The sequence below is a fragment of the Actinomadura sp. J1-007 genome (assembly GCF_009793335.1).
Taxonomy (GTDB): Bacteria; Actinomycetota; Actinomycetes; order Streptosporangiales; family Streptosporangiaceae; genus Spirillospora; species Spirillospora yumaensis.
The window spans coordinates 3,346,368-3,369,306 of the sequence record NZ_WING01000001.1; the positions used below are offsets into that span (position 1 = coordinate 3,346,368).

The 22,939-nt window shown below is 72.1% G+C and carries 11 protein-coding genes and 2 pseudogenes; 6 read left to right on the forward strand and 7 right to left on the reverse strand.

Annotation, left to right across the window (positions count from 1 at the left end; genetic code table 11):
• Position 1: 1 nt before the first annotated feature.
• From murJ to GEV43_RS15225, 3 genes are all read right to left on the reverse strand, one after another.
• The gene (gene murJ / locus GEV43_RS15215; RefSeq protein ID WP_309239644.1) at positions 2 to 1,705 is read right to left on the reverse strand and encodes a murein biosynthesis integral membrane protein MurJ; all 1,704 of its coding nucleotides are present in this window, start codon (positions 1,703 to 1,705) and stop codon (positions 2 to 4) included.
• Positions 1,689 to 5,147: a DUF6049 family protein gene (locus GEV43_RS15220; protein WP_160821257.1), complete on the reverse strand. Its 3,459-nt coding sequence runs from the start codon at positions 5,145 to 5,147 to the stop codon at positions 1,689 to 1,691. Before GEV43_RS15220 ends, murJ begins: the two co-directional genes overlap by 17 nt.
• A 179-nt stretch (positions 5,148 to 5,326) precedes the next feature.
• Positions 5,327 to 5,815 (reverse strand): aminoacyl-tRNA deacylase, encoded by a 489-nt coding sequence (locus GEV43_RS15225; RefSeq protein WP_160821258.1) that lies wholly within the window; start codon positions 5,813 to 5,815, stop codon positions 5,327 to 5,329.
• A gap of 355 nt (positions 5,816 to 6,170) precedes the next feature.
• On the opposite strand from GEV43_RS15225, the pseudogene GEV43_RS15230 reads away from it, so the two are divergent.
• Positions 6,171 to 7,615 (forward strand): annotated as a pseudogene (locus GEV43_RS15230) (CCA tRNA nucleotidyltransferase); the annotation flags it as partial.
• Positions 7,616 to 7,758: 143 nt separating this feature from the next.
• Positions 7,759 to 9,053: pseudogene (locus GEV43_RS15235) on the forward strand (adenosylmethionine--8-amino-7-oxononanoate transaminase).
• A gap of 48 nt (positions 9,054 to 9,101) precedes the next feature.
• Here GEV43_RS15235 and GEV43_RS15240 read toward each other — a convergent pair.
• The 4 genes from GEV43_RS15240 to GEV43_RS15255 form a co-directional block, all read right to left on the reverse strand.
• A complete protein-coding gene (locus tag GEV43_RS15240; protein ID WP_160821259.1) occupies positions 9,102 to 10,400 on the reverse strand; it encodes an MFS transporter in 1,299 nt (432 codons plus the stop codon).
• Positions 10,401 to 10,471: 71 nt separating this feature from the next.
• Positions 10,472 to 12,262, reverse strand: a complete 1,791-nt coding sequence (locus GEV43_RS15245) for an ABC transporter substrate-binding protein (RefSeq protein ID WP_241682919.1) — start codon at positions 12,260 to 12,262, stop codon at positions 10,472 to 10,474.
• A 294-nt stretch (positions 12,263 to 12,556) separates the two neighbouring features.
• A complete protein-coding gene (locus GEV43_RS15250; protein ID WP_160821260.1) occupies positions 12,557 to 13,636 on the reverse strand; it encodes an inositol-3-phosphate synthase in 1,080 nt (359 codons plus the stop codon).
• 45 nt (positions 13,637 to 13,681) lie between these two features.
• Entirely contained in the window at positions 13,682 to 14,311 is a 630-nt protein-coding gene (locus GEV43_RS15255) for a PadR family transcriptional regulator (protein ID WP_160821261.1), read from the reverse strand.
• 216 nt (positions 14,312 to 14,527) lie between these two features.
• Here GEV43_RS15255 and GEV43_RS15260 point away from each other — a divergent pair, with 216 nt between their 5' ends.
• From GEV43_RS15260 to GEV43_RS15275, 4 genes are all read left to right on the forward strand, one after another.
• Complete coding sequence (locus tag GEV43_RS15260; RefSeq protein WP_160821262.1) at positions 14,528 to 14,905, forward strand: DUF5318 family protein; 378 nt, start codon at positions 14,528 to 14,530, stop codon at positions 14,903 to 14,905.
• Between the two features lie 821 nt (positions 14,906 to 15,726).
• Positions 15,727 to 18,081 (forward strand): transglycosylase domain-containing protein, encoded by a 2,355-nt coding sequence (locus GEV43_RS15265; RefSeq protein ID WP_160821263.1) that lies wholly within the window; start codon positions 15,727 to 15,729, stop codon positions 18,079 to 18,081.
• Between the two features lie 919 nt (positions 18,082 to 19,000).
• Complete coding sequence (locus GEV43_RS15270; RefSeq protein WP_241682920.1) at positions 19,001 to 21,196, forward strand: transglycosylase domain-containing protein; 2,196 nt, start codon at positions 19,001 to 19,003, stop codon at positions 21,194 to 21,196.
• A 249-nt stretch (positions 21,197 to 21,445) separates the two neighbouring features.
• On the forward strand, positions 21,446 to 22,849 hold the full coding sequence (locus GEV43_RS15275; RefSeq protein ID WP_309239645.1) for a glycosyltransferase 87 family protein: 1,404 nt from the start codon (positions 21,446 to 21,448) through the stop codon (positions 22,847 to 22,849).
• Positions 22,850 to 22,939: the final 90 nt, after the last annotated feature.

Sequence of the window (22,939 nt, forward strand, 5' to 3'; positions counted from 1 at the left end):
GTCATCGGCGACCCGGAATGCGGGACGAGATCGTCGAGATCATCGTCTGCACCTCGCCGACGCGCATCAGCTTCGCGAACAGCAGGTACAGCACGCCGCCGCCCGCGCTGCCGACCACGAGCGAGATCACGCCGGGGACGAGCCCGGCGCCCATCCCGGCCTCCAGCACGGCGTGCGCGGCGTACGCGAAACCGACCAGCGGCCACAGCGCGACCGCCAGTTTCAGGTACGTCACGAAGACCCGCCGCCCGTCCATGCCGCCGAGCCGGCGCCGCAGGACGGCCCAGCCGACGACGGCGCCGATCGTCTGGGCGAGGCCGAAACCGGCCGCGATGCCCACGATGATCTTGTCGGTGGGCAGCAGGTTGTAGGCGGCCAGCGCCATCGCGATGTTGGTGGCGACGACCGCCACGCTGATGAACGCCGGGGTGCGGGTGTCCTGCATCGCGTAGAAGACCCGCAGCATGAGCTGGTAGGCGGCGAACGGCACGAGCGCGACCGCGAACGCCTCCAGCACGTTGGCGATGACCTGGGCGTTGCCGACCGTGGTCTGGCCGTGCGCGAACAGCACCACGGTGATGTCGGGCGCGAGCACGGCCATCAGCGCCGCCGCCGGGAGGATGACCACCGAGCAGAGCCGCAGGCCGCTGGAGAAGTCGTCGCGGACCTCCTGCATCCGGCCGGACGCGGCGTGCTCGCTCATCCGGGGCAGCAGCGCGGTGATCACCGAGACGCCGATGATCGCGTACGGGAGCTGGAAGAGCTGGTAGGCGTTGAAGTACGGGGTGTACCCGACGTCGCCGAGGCCCTCCTCGCGGCCGAGCACGCCCGCCGCGTTGCCGAGCCGGGTCGTCACCGCGAACCCGACCTGCGTGATCACCACGTAGCTGAGGGTCCAGACGGCCATCCGCCCCATCTGGCCGAGCTCGCCCTTGCGGAAGTCGAGCCGCGGGCGCCAGCGGAACCCGGAGCCGCGCAGCGACGGCCACAGCGCCAGCGTCTGGAGCGCCATGCCGCCGATCGTGCCGCCCGCCAGCAGCCCGACCTGCCCGTCGGAGACCGAGCCGGGCGTCACCGTATCGCTGCTGACCAGCAGGAACGCGGCGGCCGTGCAGCAGATCACGATGTTGTTCAGCACCGGCGCCCACATCGGCGCGCCGAACCGCTTGCGGGTGTTGAGGATCGCTCCGGAGAACGCGCTGACGCCGAGGAAGAAGATCTGCACGGCGAACAGCCGCGCGAACATCACCGCGAGGTCGCGCTGGTCGCCCTTCATCCCGCCGCCGTACAGGGAGATGAACACCGGGCCGAGCGCCACCGCGACCGCCGTGATGACGGCGAGTCCGAGCACCGCCAGGGTGAACAGCCGCTGCTCGTAGCGTGCGCCGTACGCCGCGTCCCGTTCCCGTGCCCGGACGATCAGCGGCACGACGACGGCCGTCAGCACGCCGCCGAGCAGCAGGTCGTACACGATGAACGGAACGGTGTTGGCGGTGTTGTAGGCGTCGGCGAGCGCGCCGGTGCCGAGGGCGGCGACCAGCATCGCCGTGCGCAGGAACCCGGTGACGCGGGACGCCAGCGTGCCGATCGCCATGACGGCGCCCGACTTCAGGATCCCGGACGCGCCGCCGCCCTTCTCCTCCTCGACGGGAGGCGTGGGCGGTTCGGCGCCGTCGGGCAGCGGTACGTCAACCGCCGTTTCCACCGCGGTGTTTGCCATGCCTGGGGGAACGCTCGGTGGAGCCCCCATCCCCTGGCGATTCGTCATCGGAGAGCCCTGCGGGCCCTGATTCGCGCCGTACCCCTGGGCCGGACCCTGTCCACGCGGTGTCGGCCCCTGTCCGTACGCCTGGCCCGTCGGCGCCTGATGGCGTCCCTGGCCCTGCGCCGGGTTCATCGGCGGATTCGGGGACGGACTCCGGGGCGGACCCATTGGTCGGCCCTGGTTCCGCCCCTGTTCCTGCCCGTACCCCTGTCCGTGCCTGGGGTCCTGTGGCCGATAGCCCTGTCCCTGCCCCTGGCTCTGGGGCGCGTGTCGCTCCGGGGGCGGTCCCTGGGGAGCCGGTGTCTGGGGTGGCGGTGGTGGACGTCGCGGGGTCTGTCCCTGCGGAGGCTGCCCCGGATAGCCCTGCTGTGCTGGGTGATCCCGCCTCGGTCCCGGTCCCTGCCCCTGCTGTCCCTGAGGAGCCTGCGGGGATCGTGGGTTCTGCTGCTGTGAAGCCGGGTGCGGGCGTGCCGGCGGTTGGGGTGCCTGGGGCTGGGGTGCCGGATAGTACGGATGGCCCTGCCCCTGTGGACCCTGTCCAGGTGTCGAAGGCGCCTGCGGAGGCGGAGGGCTCTGAGGTTGTTGAGAACGAGGAGGCCCTTGGGGGCCCTGGGGGCGGGGAGGGCCCTGGGGTGGTCGCGCGGGATATCCCTGCGCCTGCCCCTGGGGTCCCCGCGTCTGCGGAGGCGGAGGAGCCTGGTAGCCCTGGCCCCGTTGGCCCGTTCCCGGTGCTTGCCGTTGACCCGGCCCCGGTGGCTGCTGACCCGGTGCCTGGCCCGGTCCCGGACGTGGGGCCTGCTGGCCCGGACGGGCCTGGCCCTGCGGACCCGGGCGTCCTTGTCCCTGTCCCGGCGGACCTTGACGTCCCTGCCCCTGGCCCTGGTCCGGTGCCGGACGGCTCTGGCCCTGGGGTGTCTGCGGGTAGCCGGGGCGGCCCGGAGGAGGCTGTGGCGCCCGGCCCGCCGGAGCGCCCGGAGTCGTCCGGGGCGGGGCTCCGTGTGGCCCCGGACCCTGGGTCGGTTGGACGCGGGTCTCCTGGGCTCCCTGGTCCTCCGGGTAGCCCTGTGGGGGGTAGCCCGGTTCCGGGGTCGGGTAGCCCGGTTCCGGCGACGCCGCCTCCGGGGGCTCCGCCCCCGGCCGCCCCGTGGGCTCCGGCGTTCGCTGGTCCCTCTCCCGTCGACCCCTCACCGGCTGCCTCCGCTTTCCGGCGGCGCCTTGCTCGCATGGCCCGCACTCCGACGCCCACGAAGAGTACGGCAAGTCCGCCGCCGATGATGAGCAGCGACAGCTGCCCGTACCCGGTGGTACGGATGGTGATGTCCTCGCCGGCGCCGAACTTCCTGCTGCGCGGTCCCGGCGTCATCAGTTGCAGGTGGACACGGAAGTTCCCGTTCCCCGCAGCCTGCGCCGGAATCCACTTCTGGACCTTCTGCCCGGAATCGAGCACGATCTCGCGGTCGCGCTCGTCGAGCTGGCCGATCTGGAGCTTGGCGCGGTTCTCGGACTCGGCCGTCAGCAGGACCTTGATGCGCTGGTCGCGCAGCTCGTTGACGATGGTCACGGGGAACTTGCCGGAGCTGCCCGCGAGGGACCTCCGGCGTTGCGGGTTGATGATGATGCGGACGCGGTTCATGTCGTCGGCGAGCTCGTCGGACAGCTCGTCGCGGGCCGCGTGCGCGCGCCCGTACCGCCCGCGCCACGCCGCCGACTCCAGCCGCAGGATGGCGCGCTCGTAGCTGATGTGGCGCTCGTCGGCGAGGACGGCCGAGAAGCTGGACGCGCGCCGGGCGACGCCGCGCACGCCGTCGAGGTACTTCACCGACAGCTCGCTGTTCTCGTACCGCTCGGGGTAGCCCTGGAACGCGCGGTCCTGCGGCCGGGCGTTCATGATCTTGTCGAGGGAGGTCTCGGCGAGCCAGGGCGCGCCGCGGGTGTAGTCGAGCAGCCGCTTGGCGAGTCCGGGGGCGGGGTTCCAGTGCCTGCTGGGGGCGACGACGAGGGTGCGGCGCGCGTTCGGCGCCTCCGCGGCGATCATCGCGGTCTCGGCGAGGAAGCGCTGCTCGGTGAGGACGGCGGCGCCGGGCGTGCGGGTGTCGCCGCTGACGATCTCGTTGAGCTTCTGGTCGTAGGCGAGGGTCTTCTTGGTCTCGCCTCCGGCCTGCACGGCCGTCGTGGCGTTCGCCGCGAGGCCCTGGGGCGGGTCCTGGAAGTACGCGCTGCTCATCAGGAACGCGCCGCCGCCCTTGAGGTCGAGGTCGGCGAGCCTGTTGAGCGTCTCGGGCCCGGCGGTCCCGGCGGCGGGCCAGGCGATGTGCGTGGTCGGCTGCTTGCCGAGGTGCTCGGCGACGAATCCGGTGTTCTTCGGGTCGTACGCCACGGACAGGTGCGAGTACATCTTGTTGCGCACCAGGGAGATGGCGTCGGGGTCCGCGTACGGCGTGACGAAGTAGGAGTAGGACGGCAGCCGGGCCGACTGCTTCAGGGCGTTCAGCCAGGCGGACGCGGCGGGGGCGGCCTTCTTGCGGGTCTTGTCCTCCGAACGCGGCGCGCGCACGGTGTAGGAGCGCGTCATCCGCTGTACGTCGTCCACCAGCGCGGGGTCGATCGCCCACGTCACCGGCGTCTTCGACTGGGCGGGCGCGCTGAGCAGGTCGTCGAGCCGTCCGCCGCGCGCCAGGTCCTTGCTGAGGCGGTCGTCCATGAACGTCTCGTCGTTCGCGCGGTGCTGCCGGTCGATCAGCGGCCACACCCATCCGACCGACACGGGGGTGAAGTCCCGCCGCTTCGGCATGAAGGTGATGAACGTGGTCACGCCTCCGACGGTCTGCCCCGCCGCGTTGACCACCTCGACGCCGATCGGGTAGACGCCGAACCCGCTCAGCCGCAGCGTCCTGGCGGGGACGGTGAACGAGAAGCCCTGCCGGCCGCCCGAGCCCTGGAGCCCGGGGAGCGGGCGCGTGGTGAGGACGCCGGGGAGCTGCGAGGCGGGGGCCTCGGCGTACTGGTCGAGCTGGCCGCGGCTGCTGAACGGCCGCGCGCCGTACCGCAGCCGGATGGACGCGCCGGGGAGCTGGTGGCCCGAGCGGTTCTGGGCGAGCCCGGTCACCGTGATCTTGGACTTCTCTCCGACGGGCTTGGGCGACACCCGAGTCAGCGCCACGCCCACCTGCGACCGGCGGGCCCCTTGGGGCCGTTCGGCGTCGGGCTGCGCGGGCGACGCCGCCTCGGCGAGCGCCTGGCCCTGCACGGTGGCGGAGGCCGAGGCGGAGGCGGCGGAGATGCGGAACGGTGCCGCCTGCGACGCCGTCGCGCCGGGGGCCGTGGCCGCGGCGGCGCACGGGAGGAGAGCGGCCAGCGCGACCGCGCGTTTGACCGTTCTCACGCCATGTCCGCCCGAGGGCCGCCCGTGACCGTGTGGGCCGCCCGGGGACAGCGGGCGTCGTTTTCCCGCACCACGGGCTCGATGTTAGTCCCGACCCCGGGGGGTTCAGACCCTTCTGGCCCGCCGGTCCCCGCGATTCCGCGAAGTGCCGGACGCGCCGCGGGCGGCGGGCGGCCCGTTCAGAGGGCGACCGGTTTGGCGCCGCAGAGGGAGAACAGGTCGAGGGCGCGGATCCCGAGGGCCGTGGACGGCTCGCCGGTCGCGGTGTAGACGGCGTCGTCGGCGGGGACGCGGTCGACGGCGCGTTCGTCGATCAGCAGCGGCATCGTGTCGGGGAGCAGCAGCGGGCAGACGAGGCCCGCGGCGTACTCGGTGAGGGCGTTGACCAGGTCGGGCCGCGCGGGGCGGATCAGCCGGGCGCCGACCGCGAGCCGTACCGCCCCGGTCGGCGGGCGCCCGCCCGCCGGGACGATCACCCCCGCGAGGAACCGCTGGGCCCGGTGCACGTCGTTGCAGGCGTAGACGCGCGTCACCAGGCACCGGACCGCCGGGAGACCGAGCGCCTTCGGCAGCTCGTCGGCGTCGGCGATCGCGGTGGGCAGCCGCACGATCTCGTGCCGGGTCTCACGTTCGAGAAGCTCTCGGTGGATGGCGAGGGCGTCCTTCATGTCCGGCTCCGTCCCTGCGGGGACCTTCCCCGCTCGCACCCCCGTTCGTGTGTCCCCGCTACTCCACGCCGCGGGGGGACTCCCCTCTTACCCACGAGGCCCGCATCGACCCCTGGCGTCCGCTCAGGGCCCGGCCGTACGGGCGGCGGAACGGCGTCCCGCCGGAGCCCGCTACCTTTGGTGTACGGGAGGCTCACCGGCGGACGCGAGGGCGTCATCGGGGTGTCCAGAACGTAACCCGGGGATCGCGCCATGTGAAGAGCCCACTTCCCTACGCGTACGGAAGGGTGCTCCCGCGCGCCCCCGGGACCGTCCGAAAGTCCTTTGTCCGCCGTCCACCAAGGAAATACGCTCGATGGCCGTGCCCCACCAGAACGTGACCCCAGAGCCTTCGCGGACGCAGAAGACCGCGATCGCGGAGCTGCTGCGCGAGGTCGCGCCCGTAGCCGACGAGCTCGGCGCCCTGTTCTCCGCCGCCGGGCACGAGCTGGCCCTCGTCGGGGCCCGGTCCGCGACGCGCTGCTGCGCCGTCCCGGCAAGGACGTCGACCTCACCACCGACGCGCCGCCGCAGCGCGTCCTGGAGCTCGTCACCCCCTGGGCCGACGCGGTGTGGACGATCGGCATCGAGTTCGGCACGGTCGGGCTGCGCAAGGGCGGGCACGAGCTGGAGATCACCACCTACCGCAGCGAGTCGTACGACCCGAAGTCCCGCAAGCCCGAGGTGGCGTACGGCACGTCGCTGGTCGAGGACCTGCGGCGCCGCGACTTCGCGGTCAACGCGATGGCGGCGCGGCTGCCCGGCTACGAGTTCGTCGACCCGTTCGGCGGGCTGGCCGACCTCCAGCGCCGCGTGATGCGCACGCCGGGCCGGCCGGAGGACTCGTTCAGCGACGACCCGCTGCGGATGCTGCGCGCCGCGCGGTTCGCGTCGCAGCTCGGCTTCACCGTCGCGCCGGACGTCGTGCGGGCGATGGAGGAGATGGCCGGCCGGATCGAGATCGTGTCGGCCGAGCGGGTCCGCGACGAGCTGTCCAAGCTGATCACGGGCGCGCATCCGCGCGAGGGCCTGGCGCTGCTGGTCGACACCGGCCTCGCCGCGCACGTCCTGCCGGAGCTGCCGAAGCTGCGGCTGGAGATCGACGAGCACCACCGGCACAAGGACGTCTACGAGCACTCGCTGATCGTTCTCGAACAGGCGATCGCGCAGGAGGAGAACGGCCCCGACCTGGTGCTGCGCCTGGCGGCCCTGCTGCACGACATCGGCAAGCCGAGGACCCGGCGGTTCGAGGCGGGCGGGCGCGTCTCGTTCCACCACCACGAGGTGGTCGGCGCGAAGATGACCCGCAAGCGCCTGACCGCGCTGCGCTACCCGAAGGACGTCGTCAACGAGGTGTCCAGGCTGGTGGAGCTGCACCTGCGGTTCCACGGCTACGGGACGGGCGAGTGGACCGACTCGGCCGTCCGCCGCTACGTCCGCGACGCCGGGCCGCTGCTGGCGCGGCTGCACAAGCTGACCCGCGCCGACTGCACGACCCGCAACAAGCGCAAGGCCGACCGGCTCCGCCGCACCTACGACGACCTTGAGGAACGCATCGCGAGGCTCGCCGAGGAGGAGGAGCTGGCCGCGATGCGCCCCGAGATCGACGGCAACGAGATCCAGGAGATCCTCGGCATCCGGCCCGGCCCGCTCGTCGGCAAGGCGTACCGGTTCCTGCTCGACCTTCGACTCGACCGCGGCATCATCGGCCGCGACGCCGCCGCCGAGGAACTCCGCCGCTGGGCCGCGGCCCAGGGCCTCTTCGACGAACTCCCCGGCACCGCCGCCACCTCCCGCGGCGGCGGGGCCGTGCGGGACGGCGACGCCGACGAGGACGGCGACGGAGACGGAGACGGCGACGGGGAGCGGGGTGGCGAGGCGTGATCGACCTCAAGCTGGGGCGGATGAGTCCCGCGGAGAGCGAGCGGCTGCGGGCGTTCGACGGCGAGCACGTCTGGCATCCGTACGCGCCGATGCCCGCGACGTCGCCCGCGGAGCTGGTGGTGGAGGCGTCGGGCGTGCGGCTGACCCTCGCCGACGGCACCGAGCTGATCGACGGGATGTCGTCGTGGTGGGCGGCGATCCACGGCTACCGCAACCCGGTGCTGGACGCGGCGGTCACCGCGCAGCTCGGGAAGATGGCGCACGTGATGTTCGGCGGCCTGACCCATCCGGCGGCGATCGGCCTCGCCGAACGGCTCGTCGCGCTCACCCCCGAGCCGCTCACCAAGGTGTTCTTCGCCGACTCCGGGTCGGTCGCGGTGGAGGTCGCGATCAAGATGGCCTTGCAGTACTGGCGGGCGCAGGGCCGTCCCGAACGGCACCGGCTGCTCACCCTGCGCGGCGGCTACCACGGCGACACGTTCGGCGACATGGCGGTCTGCGACCCGGTGAACGGGATGCACCAGCTCTTCAGCGACGTGCTGGCGCGGCACGTGTTCGCGCCGTCGCCGCCGCTCGGCTACCTCGCCGAGCCGGACGAGGCGTACCTGAAGGAGCTGTCCGCCCTCGCCGACGCGCACGCGCACGAGCTGGCCGGGATCATCGTCGAGCCGGTCGTGCAGGGCGCGGGCGGGATGCGCTTCTACGCCCCGAGTACCTGCGGGCCCTGCGCGACCTCGCCGACGAGCACGGCGTGCCGCTGATCCTGGACGAGATCGCCACCGGGTTCGGCCGTACGGGCGAGCTGTGGGGCTGCGACCACGCCGAGCTCGCGCCCGACATCATGTGCGTCGGCAAGGCGCTGACCGGCGGGTACATGACGATGGCGGCGACGCTGTGCACCGAGCGGGTGGCCACCACGCTCACCTCCGGCGAGGGCGGCGCGCTGATGCACGGCCCGACGTTCATGGCCAACCCGCTCGCGGCGTCCGTCGCGTCCGCGTCGATCGACCTGCTGCTGTCGCGCGACTGGCGGGCGGAGGTCGACGCGATCGAGGCGATCCTGACCGCGCGGCTGGAGGGCGCCGCCGACCTGCCGGGCGTCGCGGACGCACGGGTCCTGGGCGCGATCGGTGTCATCGAGGCCGAGGAGCCGGTCGACACGCGGGCCGTCCAGGAGCTGGTGATGGACCACGGCGTCTGGCTGCGGCCCTTCGGGAAGCTGGTCTACGCCATGCCCCCGTACGTCTGCACCGAGGACGAGACCGGCCACATCGCCGACGCCCTGTACGCGGTGGCCGAGTCGCTCGGCGCCTGAACCCCGGCGGAACGGCGTCCGGCGGTTCACCCGACCGCGGCCCGGGAGTCAGTGGGGTACGGGGGCCGGGTCGCGGTGGGCGGCGGCCCGGGACGAGGCGGTGCGGTAGGCGACGGCGCCCGCGGCGTACGCGACGATGACGCCCGAGAGGGTGGCGTACGAGCGGCCGTCGGCGGGCAGCCAGGTCGCCGCCGCCGCTGCCGCCGCGGCGAACATCGTGTTGAACAGCATGTCGTACACCGCGAAGACGCGGCCCCGGTAGGCGTCCTCGATCGACTCCTGGAGGGTGGTGTCCACGCACAGCTTCACGCCCTGCGACACCACGCCGAGGACGAACGCCCCGGCCGCCCACGCCCGTTCGGCGAACGGCAGGCCGAGCAGCAGCAGGCCGAGGGCCGCGCCGCCGAGCAGCCACGCGATCCACGCCTCCTTGCTGATCCGCCGCACCACCGGCGGGGTGACCAGCGCGGCGGCGAAGTAGCCCGCGCCCGACACCCCGAGCATCGCGGCGAACGTGGCGAGCCCCCGGTCGGCGTCGGTGCTGAAGTGGTTGCGGCACAGCAGCAGCGTCATGATCAGCACGATGCCGTACAGGAACCGGTGGAACGAGATCGCGGCGAGCGCGAGCGCCCCGAGCGGGCGGTGCGCGAGGTGCCGCGCGCCGTCGGCGAGGCCGTGCAGGACGTTGCCGAGGGCCTCGCTCGTCTGCCGCGTCACGTTCTCCAGGTGCGGGCCGAGCAGGCGGTCGGGCAGCGCCGTCGCGATCAGCCCGGCGGTGAGGAACAGCGCGGCGGCGCACACCAGGATCAGCGCCGTCCCGTCGGCGCCGCCGCCGAACGCGCGGCGCAGCGCGTAGCCGGCGCCGCCGCCGACGAACGCGATCACCGTGCCGGAGGTGACGGCGAACGCGTTGGCGGTGACGAGGTGCTCGCGCCGTACGACGTGCGGGAGCGCGGCCGACAGGGCGGCGAGGAAGAACCGGTTGACGCCGAGCACGACCAGGACGCCGAGGAAGAACGGCAGGCCGTCCTCGCCCGCCGCGACGAGCGCCGCGACGAGCAGGACGAGCGCGGCCCGCAGGATCGGCGTCCACACGAGGATCCGCCGCCTCGGCCACCGGTCGATGAGCACCCCGGCGAACGGCCCGAGCGCCGAGTAGGGCAGCAGCGTGACCGCGAACGCGGCGGCGGCCTTGCCCGCCGACGCCTGCCGTTCCGGGGAGAAGAACACGTATCCGGCGAGGGCGACCTGGAAGACGCCGTCGGTGAGCTGAGAGGCGAGGCGCGTGCCGTACAGGCGCCGGAAGTCCCGGCCGCCCAGGATCGCGCGCAGCTCGTTCGCCCTCACCAGATCACCCTATGCGGCCCCGGCGCCCTCGATCCGGGGCCCCGGACCGTCCCGGACGGTGCCGCGCGAGGTCAGCGGGTGAGCCAGAGGCGGGTGTAGTCGTAGCCGGCGGCGGTCGGGAGGAACCGGGCGCCGGCGACGCGGCCGGACCGGAAGATCGTGTGGGCCCGGTCGAGCAGCGGGACGATCGCGGCGTCCTCCATGATCCGCTGGTCGGCCTGCTGCCAGTAGCCGGCCGCGCGGGACGGGTCGGGGGCGGTGAGCGCCGCGTCGATCAGGCCGTTGACCAGGAAGTTGTCGTAGCCGCCGTAGTTGGTGGAGCCGGGCCCGTAGGTGCGCCCGTCGAACAGCGGCTGGATGATCGAGCGGCCGTTGTTGCCGTACCAGTCGGGCGTCCAGCCGGGCGCGGCGATGTCCCACTTGCCCTCCTTCGCCTGTTCGGGCGAGGAGATCGTCCGGGCGTAGAAGTCGCCGCCGGTGTCGGCGCGCAGTTCGGCCTCGACGCCGCAGCCGGCGAGGTTGTCCTTGATCGACTGGGCGATGAGCTTGTGCACGCTGTTGGTCCGGTACGGGAAGCGCAGCTTCAGCTTCGGGTGCCCCGCCTTGGCGAGGAGCCGGCGGCACTTGCCGGGGTCGCTGCCCTCCCCGGCGGTCGGGTAGCGGTTGGTGGGCGCGTAGCCGGAGTTGCCCGGCGGGATGACGGTGTGCAGCGGCTGCGCCACGGACGGGCCGCCGACGAGCTTCACGAGGGCGGAACGGTCGATCGCGTACTGGAGCGCCTGGCGCACCTCTCGCTTGCGGAGCGCGCCGCCGTTGCCGGGGCCGCGGGTGTTGAACACCAGGTACGGGCTGTTGCTCGGCGTCTCCCTGATCGCGAACCGGTCGTCGCCGCGCAGCCGGGGGATCGCCGACGTTGGCACGGGCTGGTCCCACGCGAGGTCGGCGCCGCCCTGCTCGATCTGCTGCTGGACGGTCTCGGGCGAGTCCTGGCCGAACGTGATGCGGATCTTCTCGACGTGCCGTTCGCGCAGGGGGTCGGTGTCGGCCCGCCACACCGGGTTGCGTTCCAGCAGGTACGAGACGCCGGGGCGGTACTCGGCGATCCGGTACGGCCCGTCGGAGATCGTGTGCTGCCGGAACTCGCGCCCGTCCGGAACGTGGCGCTCGTACTCCTTGGGCGCCGCGGCCGTGGCCTGGAGCGACAGCAGGTTGAGGAAGTCGCTGGCCGGACGGGTCAGCCGGAACACCAGCGTGCGGTCGTCCTTGGCTTCGAGGCCCTTGACGTCGTGGCGGTTCTGGTACGCGGCGATGGCGGCGGCGTCCTTGGCGTCCACGTCGCGGAACCCGTCGCAGTACGCGTCCATGCCCTTGATCGTGGAGGTGTAGTAGCCCTTGCCCGAGTACGGCGCCGCCGGGTTGCACAGGCGCTCGATGCCCCGGACGAAGTCGTGCGCGGTGACGGGCCGCGGCGGCGAGGTGTCCCACCGGACGCCCTGCCGCAGCCGCACCGTGTAGGTCTTGCCGTCCTTGGAGATCCCGCCGTTCTCCCTGGTCGGGATCTCGGCGGCGACGTCGGCCTGGACGGGGACGGTCTCGTTGAAGTCGTTGGACGCCTTGGTGCCGAACAGGGTGCGGGCGAACACGCGGGTCAGCCCGTACGACCCGACGCCGACGGCGCTCGCGGTGTCGAGGTGCTCGACGTCGGACGAGCCGACGACGCGGAGCGTCCCGCCGTCGCGGGGCGGACCGGCGGCGCCCGCGGGATCGGCCCCGCCGCCGCAGCCGGTGAGCCCGACCGCGAGTCCCGCCAGTCCCGCCGTCATCAGGACGACCTCGCGTCCCATGAGAACCTCGCGTGCCATCCACGTCCTCCACTCGGCCTCGGAAGCGGTGCGCGCATTCACCGGGGGTGTCACAGTAGGGCCGGAGCGTGACAACGGCCGCTACATCACCATTTTCCCTATAGAAGTAAGGACGCCTTGCCAGTGGGGGTGTCCACTGGCAAGGCGTCCCATGCCCTCAGGGGGCGGAATCCCAGTTCCCGCGGCTCCGCCCGAAGAGCGGCTCTACCGGACCGTGGGGTCAGACTCTCAGAAGGCGCGCCGGTTTCGGTCGATCCGTGCGGACGGATCGGACGAACGGGCGGTCCGGGCCGTTCAGCGGTCGACGTCGCCGCGGATGAACGCCTCGACCGCGTCGTGCGCCTCGCTGTCGTTGTACTGCTCCGGCGGCGACTTCATGAAGTAGGAGCTGGCCGACAGGATCGGGCCGCCGATGCCGCGGTCCTTGGCGATCTTGGCGGCGCGGACCGCGTCGATGATGACGCCGGCGGAGTTGGGGGAGTCCCAGACCTCCAGCTTGTACTCCAGGTTGAGCGGGGTGTCGCCGAAGGACTTGCCCTCCAGGCGGACGTAGGCCCACTTGCGGTCGTCGAGCCACGGCACGTGGTCGGACGGGCCGATGTGCACGTCGGCCTTCGCCATCTCGTGCGGGATCTGCGAGGTGACCGACTGCGTCTTGGAGATCTTCTTGGACTGGAGGCGCTTGCGCTCCAGCATGTTCATGAAGTCCATGTTGCCGCCGAAGTTGAGCTGGTAGGTGCGCAGCAGCTCGACCCCGCGGTCCTCGAACAGCTTGGCCATCACGCGGTGCGTGATGGTCGCGCCGACCTGCGACTTGATGTCGTCGCCGACGATCGGCACGCCCGCCTCGGTGAACTTCTCGGCCCACGCGGGGTCGGAGGCGATGAACACCGGCAGCGCGTTGACGAACGCCACCTTCGCGTCGATCGCGCACTGGGCGTAGAAGCGGTCGGCCTCCTCCGAGCCCACCGGCAGGTACGACACTAGGACGTCGACCTCGGCGTCCTTCAGGGCCTTGACGACGTCGACCGGCTCGGCGTCCGACTCCTCGATGATCTCGCGGTAGTACTCGCCGAGGCCGTCGAAGGTGGGGCCGCGCTGCACGATGACGCCGGTGGGCGGGACGTCGGCGAACTTGATGGTGTTGTTCTCGCTCGCGCCGATGGCGTCGGACAGGTCCATGCCGACCTTCTTGGCGTCCACGTCGAACGCGGCGACGAACTCCACGTCACCGACGTGGTAGTCGCCGAACTGGACGTGCATGAGTCCCGGGACCCGCGTCTCGGGGGCCGCGTCCTTGTAGAACTCGACGCCTTGGACGAGCGAAGCGGCGCAGTTCCCCACACCGACGATGGCTACGCGCACCGAACCCATCCGGTTGCTCCTTCACTAGGTTCACCCGAGCCCTCGGGCGGCCGTTCAGCGGCCGGTCTCCCGGGGCAGGCTGCGGGTGGTATTCGAAGACTTGGCTTGTTGTTCCTGCTCCGCCCGCTCGCGCCCGATCAGCTCGTTGAGCCAGCGGACCTCGCGTTCGACGGACTCGAGCCCATGGTTCTGGAGCTCGAGGGTGTAGCTGTCGACCCGTTCCCGGGTCCGCGCCAAGGCGGCGCGCACACTCTCCAGCCGCTCCTCCAGCCGGCTGCGCCGGCCTTCGAGGATCCGCAGCCGCACGTCGGCGCGGGTGTGCGAGAAGAAGGCGAAGTGCACGCCGAACCCCTCGTCCTCCCAGGCCGCCGGGCCCGCCTCGGTGAGGAGCTGCTGGAGCCGCTCCTTGCCCTCGGCGGTGAGCTTGTAGACGATCTTGGACCGCCGGCTCTGGAGCGCCAGCGGCGCGTTGGCCCCCGTCGGCTCCTCGGGCCGGTCCTCCACGATGAGCCCCTTGGCGAGGAGCTGCTTGAGGCACGGGTAGAGCGAGCCGTACGAGAACGCGCGGAACATGCCGAGCAGGGTGTTGAGCCGCTTGCGCAGCTCGTACCCGTGCATCGGGGACTCGTGCAGCAGGCCGAGCACGGCGAGCTCCAGCACGCCCGCGCCCTTCTTGCCAGCCATCCGGTTCCCACTTCCGCAGAGCCGAGGTATCGGCCCGATGTCTCGGGCTGATGTATCGAGCGAATGTATCGGCTCGATACATCGCAAAGATACGTACCGCCGCGCATCCTGGCAAGTCGCCCGTCCGGCGCGCCCCCTCCGGAACGGCCCCGGCGATCTTCCAATGCGGGCGGGAGCGCCTTACCCTGCTGCCATGTGGGGTCGGAGCCGCCGCCCATGAGACCGAGGCTGGTCGTCGACTACGGCCTCGCGAAGAGGGCGGCCCTCGCCGAGCTCCGCTCCGGGGCGCTGACCAGGGACGACGCCTGCGACGCCCACCCCTACCTGCTGCGCGCCGCGCGCCACCACGGCGAGCCCACCGACAAGCCCTGCCCCGTCTGCGCGCGCGAGCGCCTGACCCACGTGACGTACGTGTACGGAGCCGAACTGGGCCGCTACGAAGGGCGCGTGAAGGCCACCGCCGAGCTGGCGGACATGGACCGCGAATACGGAGAATTCAGGGTCTATGTGGTCGAAGTGTGCCAAAGTTGCGCCTGGAACCATCTGGCGATGTCGTACACGCTCGGCCACGCGGACCGGCCCGACGAGCGATGAGGAGGGAACGCAGGCCGTCCGACCTGCGTGGACGCCCGTCCGCCCGAGGCGGTTCCCCACCGTGCACAGCGGCCCCCCGCTCACCAGCCCGCACAGTACTCTTCGGACGACGCACCAGTCGTGAGTCCCCCTGTTGATGAGGTCGCGTGAGTTATCCAAGCCAGCCCAGACCGGACTCCGGGTCTCCAGGGCCGGGCGGGCAGCAGGTCCCCCGTCCCGGCGCCCAGGCCACCCCGCCCGGCCGTCCCGACGCCCCCTCCGGCGTCCCCGGCGGCGCTCCCGGCGGTGCTGCCGGCGGCGCTCCGTACGGCAGCGGCATGAGCACCGGCAACGGCCCGAGCGGCGGCGACGCCGGTGGCTTCGGCAGCGCCGGCACCGCCGGCCACGGCGTCCCGGGCCACCTGCCCGGCCCCGGAGGCCAGGCCGGAGGCCGCCACGCGGCGAACGCCTCGTTCACCCCCGGCAACGGCTCCTCCAGCGGCCCCGGCGGCCCGGGCGGTCCCGGCGGCCCTGGCGGTTCGAGCGGGCCAGGCGGTATCGGCGCCTCAGGCGGGCCAGGTGGTTCCGGCGGTCCGGGCAGCTCCGGCGGGACGGGCGGCTACAGCGGGACGGGCGGCTACAGCGTTTCCGGCGGCTCCGGCGGACAGAGCGGACCCGGCGGAACGGGCGGGTTCGGCGGCTCTGGTGGCTCCGGCGGTTCTGGGAGCTTCGGAAGTCCTGGCGCCCCTGGAAACTTCGGCGGTCCCGGCGGTCCCGGCGGTCCCGGTGGGGCTGGTGGGTCCGGAGGGCCGGGGGGTCCTCGGGTGCCGGGGGGATTCGGGATGCCGGGCGACGGGCCTCCGCCCGGACGGGGCGGCGGCAAGCGGGGCCTGGCCGATCACCTCAGGTCGCGGCCGACGGGATGGCGGCGGTTCCTGCCGTCGTGGAAGCTCGTGACGGGCGTCTCGACGCTCGGGTTCGTCGGGGTCTCGACGCTGGTCGGGGTGGCGTACGCCCAGACGCCGGTGCCGGACGTGGGCAACTCCGACGCGACCAAGACGGCGGCGATCTTCTACTACCGGGACGGCACGGAGATCGGCCGGATCGGCAAGAACCGCGAGCTGATCGAGATCGGCAAGGTGCCCAGGCACGTGCAGGAGGCGGTGATCGCGGCCGAGAACCGCAGCTTCCGCTCCGACAACGGGTTCTCCCCTTCGGGCATCACGCGCGCGGTCTGGAACAACCTGACCGGCGGCGAGACGCAGGGCGGCTCGACGATCACCCAGCAGCTCGCGAAGAAGTACTACCTGACCGACGACCGGACGATGACCCGCAAGTTCAAGGAGATGTTCATCTCCCTGAAGCTGGAGGACAAGCTCGGCACCAAGGACAAGATCCTGGAGCTGTACCTCAACACGATCTTCTTCGGCCGCAACTCGTACGGCATCCAGGCCGCGTCCCGCGCCTACTTCGGCCCGAAGGTGACGGTCGACAAGCTGCGCCCGGACCAGGGCGCGCTGCTCGCCGCGATCATCCAGCAGCCCGGACGGCTCGACCCGCGCAGCGAGGACAAGCGGGCGCAGGCGCAGACATTGGCGCGCTACCGCTACGTGCTGGACGGGATGCGCAAGACCAAGGCGCTGTCGCAGGCCGACTTCGACAAGTACAGCCAGAAGCTCCCCGAGACCAAGCCGGTCGGCGGGCCCGCCACCTACGGGGGCCAGCGCGGCTACATGATCAAGCGGGCGCTCACGGAGCTGGAGCGGCAGGGCATCACCGAGCAGCAGGTCATCGAGAACGGCCTGCGCATCACCACCACGTTCGACAAGCGCAAGATGGCCGCCGCCAAGCACGCCGTCGAGAAGACCGTGCCGAACGTGAACCCGTCCAAGCTGCTGAAGAAGAACGTCCGGCTCGGGCTCGCGTCGGTCAACACCGCCAGCGGCGAGGTCGAGGCGATCTACGGCGGGCCCGACTACCTCAAGCAGTCGTTCGACAACGTGTGGGTGGGGTCGGCGCAGGCGGGCTCGGCGATGAAGCCGTACGTGCTCGCGGCGGCGCTGGAGAAGGGCTTCGGTCTCAAGAGCCTGGTCGAGGGCCGGTCCGGCAAGTCGTTCGACGGGACGGGCAAGGTCGTGCCGAACGGGCAGGACGGCAGCGTCGGGCCGTTCCCGAACAGCCACGCGGGCAAGGGCGCGATCAACCTGGTCCAGGCGACGAAGGAGTCGACCAACACCGCGTTCGTGCAGCTCGCGCTGAAGACCGGCGTCTCGAACGTGGTGAAGACGGCGGAGAAGGCCGGCGTCGACCCCTCGATGGTGGAGAAGTACAAGGGCCAGGTCGGGCTCGCGCTCGGGATCAACGACCTGCGGCCGATCGAGCAGGCGGCCGGGTACGCGACGTTCGCCAACGGCGGCACCTACCGCCAGCCGCACGTGATCAAGGCGGTCAAGACGTCCGAGGGGCAGGTCTACAAGACGCTGCGCTGGGAGCAGAAGCCCGACACCTTCAGCGAGGGCGTCACGCGGGACGTCACGTACGCGCTCCAGCAGGTGGTCAAGCCGGGCGGCACGGCGGTCCCGGCGGCGCTGCCCGACCGTCCGGTCGCCGGCAAGACCGGGACGACCGACAAGAACGTCGCGGCGTGGTTCGTCGGCTACGTGCCGAAGATCTCGACCGCGGTGACGATGTACAACGAGAAGCGCAAGTCGCTCACCTATCCGGGCGGCGAGGTCGTCGGCGGCTCCATTCCCGCGAAGATCTGGCACGCGTACATGGCGGAGGCGACGAAGGGCACGCCGGTCGACCAGTTCCAGCCGCCGGCGTGGGTCGGGTCGCCGCAGAAGTGGGCGCAGCCGTTCAAGCCGAAGAAGCCGAAGGACGACGGCAAGCCGCCGTGGTGCGACAAGCCCATCGGCAAGTACGACCCGAGGTGCCAGGACGGCGACGACGACGACGGCGACAAGCCGCCGTGCCGGTCGCCGTTCCCGGACGGCGACTGCGACCCGAACAAGCCGCCGAGCCAGAACCCGCCCAGGTGGTGGTGCGCGACGCATCCGGGCCACCCGTCCTGCCGCGGGCACGGAGGCCCCGGCGGTCCCGGGGGTCCGGGCGGTCCCGGAGGGCCGGGCGGGCCGAACTGGCCGTACCCGCAGGAGCAGCAGCCGAGACGGCTCGCCACGAGACCGCCCGGCTAGCGCCGGGCGCGGATCGGCCCGGAGCTCCTGCCGGACCTGCGTTTCGGCCGTGCGGAAGAAGGACTTTCCGCCGATCGGAAGGTGGACGGCGGGAGCCGGGCGGGAGCCGAACGGAGCCGTAACCGGAATCCGAGGGGGGATAAGTCATGACCAGTAGCCGCGCGGGAGCGCATTCGTCCTCGCCGTCGTTCCCGAGCCCCGCTCCCCTGCCCCCTGGGCACCGGAGCTCGCAGTACTCTCGGACGACGCATTGCCGTACCCCAGTTGATGAGGTCGCGTGAGTTACCCAAGCCAATACGGACCGGAATACGGAGAGAGCCCGGGCAGGCAGGGCTCGTACCGCCCCGGCGGGTCTGGCGCGCCCAACGGCCGTGGGGCCCCCGGTGGAGGCGGGGCTCCGGGCGGCGGCGGCAACAGCGGCGGCCAGCCGATGCCCGGCCGGTCCGCCCGCGCGGCCGGGCGAGGCGGCAACGGCGGCCGGGGCGGCGGACCGTCCCGCGTCGGCGGCGGTGGAGGCGGCACCCGGCGCCGCGGCTCGCCGCCGCCCCCCGGCAGGCGCGGCGGCCCGCAGACGGGCGGCACTCCGGCGGCCAGCCCGATGGGCGCGCCGGCCCCGCCGCGCCCCGGCGTAGGCCGCCCGAACGGACCCGGCGGACCCGGCGGACCCGGCGGCGGCCCTGGTGGTCCCGGCGGACGCGGCGGCGGTCCCGGCGGTCCCGGCGGCCCGGGAGGGCCCGGCGGCCCCGGACGCCCTGGCGGTCCGGGCGGTCCCGGTGGTCCGCGTCCCGGTCCGGGCGGGCCGGGAGGACCCGGCGGTCCTGGTGGCCCCGGCGGTCCCGGCGGGCGCGGGCGGCGCGGCAAGCGCGGCGACAAGCCGGTCAAGACGGGCTGGCGGCGCTACGTCCCGTCCTGGAAGATCATGGTCGCCGTGGTCGCGGTCATGATCCTGGGCGTCGCGACACTGGTCGTCGTCGCGTACGCCAACACCCCGATCCCCACCGCGACGCAGACCGACGCGACGCGCCAGGAGTCGGTGATCTACTACGGCAACGGCAGCACGCCGATCGCCCGCGTCGGCATGCACCGCGAGGACGTCCCCCTCGACAAGGTCCCCAAGCACGTGCAGGACGCCGTGCTCGCCGCCGAGGACCGCGGGTTCTGGCACGAGCCGGGCGTCTCCCCGACCGGTGTCGCCCGCGCGCTGTTCAAGACCGCGACGGGCGGCGACGTGACCGGCGGTTCGACGATCACCCAGCAGCTCGCGCGCAACTACTACCAGGGCCTGAGCCAGGAGCGGACGATCTCCCGCAAGCTCAAGGAGATCCTGATCTCGGTCCGGCTGGGCAACGACAAGCAGAAGAAGGAGATCCTCAACCTCTATCTGAACACGGTCTCGTTCGGCCGCCAGGCGTACGGCATCCAGGCCGCCTCCCGGGCGTACTTCCACAAGACCGTCAACCAGATCAACGAGGCGGAGGCGGCGCTGCTGGCCGCGATGATCCAGCGCCCCTCGTACTTCGTCACGACCGGCAGCGACAGCAACCCGGCGAAGAAGGCGCTCATCGAGCGCTGGAACTACGTGCTGGACGGCATGGTCAAGGAGAAGTGGCTCGACCCGACCAAGCGCGCCGGGCTGACGTTCCCGAAGACGCAGACCAACTGGAGCGACGTCCGCGACACCACGCAGACCGCCGGCTACCTCAAGGACCGGGTGGTCAAGGAGTTGCGGACGCTCGGGATCGACGAGCAGAAGCTGGAGACCGGCGGCCTCCGGATCACCACCACGTTCGACAAGGGGCTCCAGGACTACACGGCCAAGGTCGTCCGGGCGGTCCGCAAGGAGCGCAACCTCCAGAAGGACATCCACTTCGGGCTCACCACGATCGACCCGAAGACGGGCGGCGTGGTCGCCGCGTACGGCGGTCCCGGCTACAACAAGCAGCAGTTCGACGACTCGTTCGACGCGAAGGTGCAGCCGGGCTCGTCGTTCAAGCCGATCGTCCTCGCGACCGCGCTGAAGGAGGGCACCAGCCTCCGCACCACGCTGGACGGCAGCTACCGCCGGGTCATCAACGGCACCCCGTTCACCAACGACAGCCGCGGTGAGAACGGCGTCTACGACCTCAAGCAGATGACCGCGATGTCGATCAACACCGCGTACGTGGACCTCGGCCAGAAGATCGGGCTGAGCAAGGTCGTCGAGATGGCCAAGGCGATGGGGATCCCGGAGAACACCCCGAGCCTGGACTCCACCTACACCTCGCTGCCGCTCGGCGTCATCGACGCCAGCCCGGTGACGATGGCGTCGGTCTACTCGACGTTCGCCGCGGAGGGCAAGCACCGCAGCCCGCACGTGATCAAGGAGATCACCGACCAGCACGGCAACCCCGTCACCAACGACAAGGGCAAGAAGCTGAAGAAGCGGCCGTGGGAGAAGACGACGGAGGTCTTCCCCGAGGGGGTCGCCAGGGACGCCACGTCGGCGATGCGCGCGGTGGTCACGTCCGGTACCGGTAAGAAGGCCAACCTCGGCGTCCGCCCCGTCGCCGGCAAGACCGGTACCACCGACGCCAACAAGTCGGCCTGGTTCGTCGGCTACACGCCGGAGTACGCGACGTCGGTCGCGATGTGGCGGCAGGACAGGAAGGGCGTGCGGCAGTCGCTGCTCGGCGTCGGCGGCTACGACCAGATCTACGGTGGTGACGTCCCCGCCGAGCTGTTCCGGCGCTTCATGATGAAGGCGCTGGAGGGCAAGGACATCTCGCAGTTCGGCCCGCCGGCGAACGTCGGCTCGATCGCGCCGTGGGCGACGCCGAAGACCGACCCGAAGCCGACGAACACGCCGACGCCGGACGCCGACCCGACCTGCAAGCCCAACGAGGTCGAGGACCCGGACGCCCCCGGCGGCTGCAAGAAGAAGACCCCCGACCCGACGGACTCGCCGACGTCGCCGTCGCCCAACGAGAAGCCGTGCAACCAGATGCACCTGCCGGTGGGTTGCAACCCGGATCTCCCGCCGAGCGGCGACCTCGGCTGGTGGTGCCCCAGCCACCCGAACCACCCGAAGTGCAGGGAGGATCCGCCGCCCCGCGGCCCCAACCGCAACGGCGAGTAGGGAACGGCGAGCACGCGACGCCGCCGCGCGCGGCGCGATGGAACGGCCCGGAGCCACGACGCTCCGGGCCGTTCCCCGTTCCGGCAGTTCCCCCGTTCCCCGTTCCGGCCGGTCCGCCGCGGGGCCGCGGGTGTCTGGTCTGCGGGGAGTTGCCGGAAGTGCGGGGAGGGGCCGCGGGCCCAATAGTCTGCTGCCATGCCGCCGCCACCCGAAAGGCTCACGATGTCCGGCTCCGCGACCGATGGTGACGTGACGGAACGCTCCGGCCGGGGACGGGCCGCGCGGCTCGCGCCGGTGCTCACGGGCGTCACGGCCCTCGTCTGCCTGCTCGGCTGGCTCCAGAAGCGTCCGTGCTCGACGGCGGGCTTCGACTTCGTCAAGACGACGACGAACGGCTGCTACACCGACATCTACCCGCTGTACTTCGTGCGCGGCCTGAACGACGGCAGGATCCCCTACTTCGACTCGTTCACCGGCTCGGACCTCCACTACGTCGAGTACCCGGTGCTCAGCGGCGGGTTCATGCAGCTCGCCGCCGTGCTCGTGCGGCCGTTCGGCGTGGACGAGCGCGGCATGGCGTTCTACAACGTCACCGTGCTGCTGCTCGCGCTGCTGGCGATCGTGGCGGTGCTCGCGACGGCCTACGCGGCGGGGCGGCGCTCGCTGCGCGCCGGGCTGATGGTGGCGCTGTCGCCCGCGCTGCTGCTCACCGCGTACATCAACTGGGACCTGCTCGCCGTCGCGCTGTCCGCGCTCGCCCTCGCCGCCTGGACGGCGAGGCGGCCCGCGCTCGCGGGCGGGCTGCTGGGCCTCGCGATCGCGGCGAAGTTCTACCCGCTGCTGTTCCTCGGACCGCTCGTCCTGCTGTGCGTGCGCGCGGGCCAGTGGCGCGCGATGGGCCGGATGCTGGCGGGCACGGCGGTGGCCTGGCTGGCGGTCAACCTGCCCGTGATGGTCTTCGCGTGGGACGGCTGGCTGGAGTTCTACACCTTCAGCCAGCACCGCGGCATCGACTGGGGGTCGGTGTTCTTCTTCCTCAAGGACCACGGGCTGTCCGGCCTGGACGACACCGGCCGGGTCAACCTGCTCGGCACCGGCACGTTCCTCGTCCTCGCGCTCGGCATCGCCGTGCTCACGCTCGCCGCGCCGCGCCGCCCGCGGCTGCCGCAGCTCATGTTCCTGGTCCTCGTGGCGTTCATGCTGCCCAACAAGGTCTGGTCGCCCCAGTACGTGCTGTGGCTGCTGCCGCTGGTCGCCCTCGCCCGCCCGAAGGTCCCGGCGTTCCTGGTGTGGCAGGCCGGGGAGATCCTCTACTTCTTCGGCATCTGGTGGTACCTGCTGGCGGTGTCCACGCAGCCCGGCGGCGGCGCCGACCTGTCGGACACGATCTCGTCCGTGCTGCGCTTCGACGCGCCGTCCGAAGGCATCACCAGCGGCGTCTACCACCTCGCGCTGTTCGCCCGCTTCTTCACGGTGCTCGCGCTGGCGATCCTGGTCGTGTGGGAGATCCTGCGCCCGTCCGCCGACCGGGTGCGTACGGACGGGGACGACGACCCGGCGGGCGGCGTGCTCGACGGCGCCGACGACGCCGTCTCGCTGACCCGCTGGCGCCACAGCCGCACTCCCAAGCAGACCACCGTCCCCGCCACCTGAAACGAACACGCCCCAGGACCGGCGCGATCCCCCGCGAGGTTTCACATGGAACATGCGGCGCGAGCGAACGGACCGACTCGCGGAAGTGTG

Coding starts and splice junctions, on each gene's coding strand:
- GEV43_RS15225 (WP_160821258.1), bottom strand. CDS start 5,815: ATGAAGGACGCCCTCGCCATCCACCGAGAGCTTCTCGAACGTGAGACC.
- GEV43_RS15245 (WP_241682919.1), bottom strand. CDS start 12,262: ATGGCACGCGAGGTTCTCATGGGACGCGAGGTCGTCCTGATGACGGCG.
- GEV43_RS15250 (WP_160821260.1), bottom strand. CDS start 13,636: ATGGGTTCGGTGCGCGTAGCCATCGTCGGTGTGGGGAACTGCGCCGCT.
- GEV43_RS15255 (WP_160821261.1), bottom strand. CDS start 14,311: ATGGCTGGCAAGAAGGGCGCGGGCGTGCTGGAGCTCGCCGTGCTCGGC.
- GEV43_RS15260 (WP_160821262.1), top strand. CDS start 14,528: ATGAGACCGAGGCTGGTCGTCGACTACGGCCTCGCGAAGAGGGCGGCC.
- GEV43_RS15265 (WP_160821263.1), top strand. CDS start 15,727: ATGCCGGGCGACGGGCCTCCGCCCGGACGGGGCGGCGGCAAGCGGGGC.
- GEV43_RS15270 (WP_241682920.1), top strand. CDS start 19,001: ATGGTCGCCGTGGTCGCGGTCATGATCCTGGGCGTCGCGACACTGGTC.